The sequence below is a fragment of the Mesorhizobium sp. M5C.F.Ca.IN.020.32.2.1 genome (assembly GCF_004023105.1).
GTDB lineage: Bacteria > Pseudomonadota > Alphaproteobacteria > Rhizobiales > Rhizobiaceae > Mesorhizobium > Mesorhizobium wenxiniae.
This window is the reverse complement of record NZ_RZSX01000880.1, coordinates 1-2540: the sequence shown is the minus strand read 5'-3', so window position 1 is coordinate 2540 and position 2540 is coordinate 1. Positions and strand designations below refer to the sequence as shown.

Genomic DNA, 2540 nt, shown 5'->3' with positions numbered 1-2540 from the left:
GGCCAGACGCGATCACGGCCTCGACCTGCCGGCAACCAGCGACATCGTCTTTGGCGCGCCGCCGCTGATTTCGGAAAAGGCGATGCAAGGCGAACTCGATGCGGTGCTCAACTTCTGGCATTTTTGCGCCCGCCTCGAGGCCAACGGCTTTCGTCGGCTGATCGGCGTCGATGATGCGGCGAAAGCGCTCGGGGCCTCGGGCGCCGTGTCGGCGCTCGGCTATGTCTTTCATGACAAATGGGCGAACGAAAACCCGGCCGCCGTCCGGGGCTTCATCAAGGCTTCGGCGGAGTCCAAGGACTTGCTGGCCAGATCCGACGATGAGTGGCTGCGCCTTGCGCCGATTATCCGCGCACAGGGCAAGGAATTGGCCAAACTGCGTGACCGCTATCGCGAGGGCATTCCCAGACGCCCCGTCGCCGAGGATGCGGCCGACGCCGGCAAGCTCTACCGCGTGCTGGCCGAGATCGGCGGCGAAAAGCTGGTCGGCCGCGCGCCGGAAATGGCGCCAGGCACGTTCTGGCAGGAGCTCCCTTAATGAGCGCACCTGATACCGGCGATCGCCCGCCGGGGGCCGTGGCCGACATCTCCAGCCAATCCAGCCTTGCAACGGCGCTGACACCCGTGCTGACGGTCGCGGTCTCTCTGCTCGGGCTTTGCCTGCTGTGGGGTCTTGCGGCAAATGCCTGGCCGAGCCGTGCCTTTCCAGGGCCGGGACAGGTTTGGCAGGTTTTGCTCGCAGAGGCGGCGAACGGCGACCTTTTTTACCATCTCGGCGCGACACTCGGCCGGGTTGCCGCGGCATATGTCGTCGCGATGGTTGTTGGCTCGGTCATCGGCGTTCTCCTCGGCAGCCACCGCAGCGCAGACCGGCTCTTCAGTCCCTGGGTGGTTCTGTTCCTCAACATTCCCGCCCTGGTGGTCATCGTGCTCGCCTACATCTGGTTCGGCCTCAACGAAGCGGCGGCGATTGGCGCGGTTGCCGTCAACAAGATCCCCAATGTCGTGGTGACGATGCGCGAAGGCGCCAGAGCGCTTGATCCGAGTTACGCCGAAATGGCCGCCGTCTACCGCTTCGGTCTTCTCGACCGTGTCCGCCACGTCCTGCTGCCGCAACTGCAGCCCTATCTTGCCGCCGCCTCACGATCCGGCATCGCTCTCATCTGGAAGATTGTCCTGGTGGTCGAACTGCTCGGCCGCTCCAACGGCGTCGGCTTTCAGATCTATCTTTATTTCCAGCTCTTCGACGTCGCCGCCATCCTCGCCTACACGCTGGCTTTCGTGGCGGTGATGCTTGTCATCGAACTCCTTCTGGTGCAGCCCGTTGAACGACATGCAACCCGTTGGCGCCGTCGTCCCGCTTAGGGTCGACATCGCCGAAAAGACCTTCAGGTCCGCGCAAGGCGTCTCGATCACGGCGCTCCAGGACCTTTCCTTCGAGGTCCGGCAAGGCGAATTCGCCTGCTTGCTGGGACCGTCGGGTTGCGGCAAGACCACGACGCTGCGCATCCTGCTTGGATTGGACAAGAACTTTTCCGGCTCATTCCAACTGCCTGAAGGCGGCTCCAACCGGATCGCCGCCGTATTCCAGGAGCCAATCTTGCTGCCGTGGCGGACGGTGGAGCAGAATGTCAGGCTGGCGCTGCCGAAAAGCCTGAGAACGAAAAATCTCGACGGGCTGTTCGACACGCTCGGCCTCGCCGGCATGCGCTCGCTCTATCCGGCCGAGCTTTCGCTCGGGCTTGCGCGCAGGGCAGCACTTGCCAGGGCCTTCGCCACCGAACCGGCGGTGCTTTTCCTGGACGAACCCTTTGCCTCGCTCGACGAACGGACTGCCGGACGGCTTCGGCACCTGCTTTTGACCGTCTGGTCGGCGCGGCCTACGACGGCCCTGATGGTAACCCACAATCTGCGCGAGGCGCTGATGCTGTCGGACCGCATAATCGTTCTCGCGCAGCGGCCGGCCCATGTGCTCGGCATGTTCGACGTAAAGCTGCCGCGGCAATATCGCAATCCACAGGTGATGAGCGACCTATTGCGGTCGTTCCATCAAAAATTCCCAGGCGGGGCCTGATCGCCTTACGGTTCGGAATGCATAGTGGGGAAAGCCATGCCGATCGACAGGGTACGACGCAAGCTTGTGAACGGCTTCGCCTGCACCGCGGTCAGCGCCGCGATGCTGCCCTGTTGCCACGGGCGGGCCGCTCTCGCCGCGGCCGGCCTTGAATTCAAGCTCAGGAAAATCGCCGACGGCGTCTTCGCTTTCCGGGGCGTCGATGCAATGATGAGCGCCGCCAACCAGGGCGCCATCTCGAACCTGGGCGTCGTCGTCGGCACCGACGCTGTTGCCGTCATCGACAGCGGCGGCAGCCTGATCGAGGCGAACGCCTTCATCGCCGCGATCGGCAAAATAACCGCCAGGCCGGTTCGCTACCTGATCAACACCCACATGCACCCCGACCACATCTTCGGCAATGCGGCATTCCGGGAGATCGGCGCGACCATCGTCGGCCATCGCAATCTGCCGCGCGCGCTCGAGG

Annotated in this window: 3 protein-coding genes and 1 pseudogene; all 4 read left to right on the top strand. The window is 64.0% G+C overall.

The window, feature by feature from the left end:
- Nucleotides 1–538, top strand: a pseudogene (locus tag EOA86_RS30315) (ABC transporter substrate-binding protein); the annotation flags it as partial.
- Nucleotides 538–1365: an ABC transporter permease gene (locus EOA86_RS30310; protein ID WP_128344988.1), complete on the top strand. Its 828-nt coding sequence runs from the start codon at nt 538–540 to the stop codon at nt 1363–1365. The pseudogene EOA86_RS30315 and the gene EOA86_RS30310, both read left to right, overlap by 1 nt.
- A complete protein-coding gene (locus EOA86_RS30305; RefSeq protein WP_095518898.1) occupies nt 1334–2074 on the top strand; it encodes an ATP-binding cassette domain-containing protein in 741 nt (246 codons plus the stop codon). The genes EOA86_RS30310 and EOA86_RS30305 overlap by 32 nt, the downstream gene beginning before the upstream one ends.
- A 36-nt stretch (nt 2075–2110) precedes the next feature.
- The coding region (locus tag EOA86_RS30300; RefSeq protein ID WP_128344986.1) for an MBL fold metallo-hydrolase at nt 2111–2540 on the top strand (430 nt) is incomplete at its 3' end.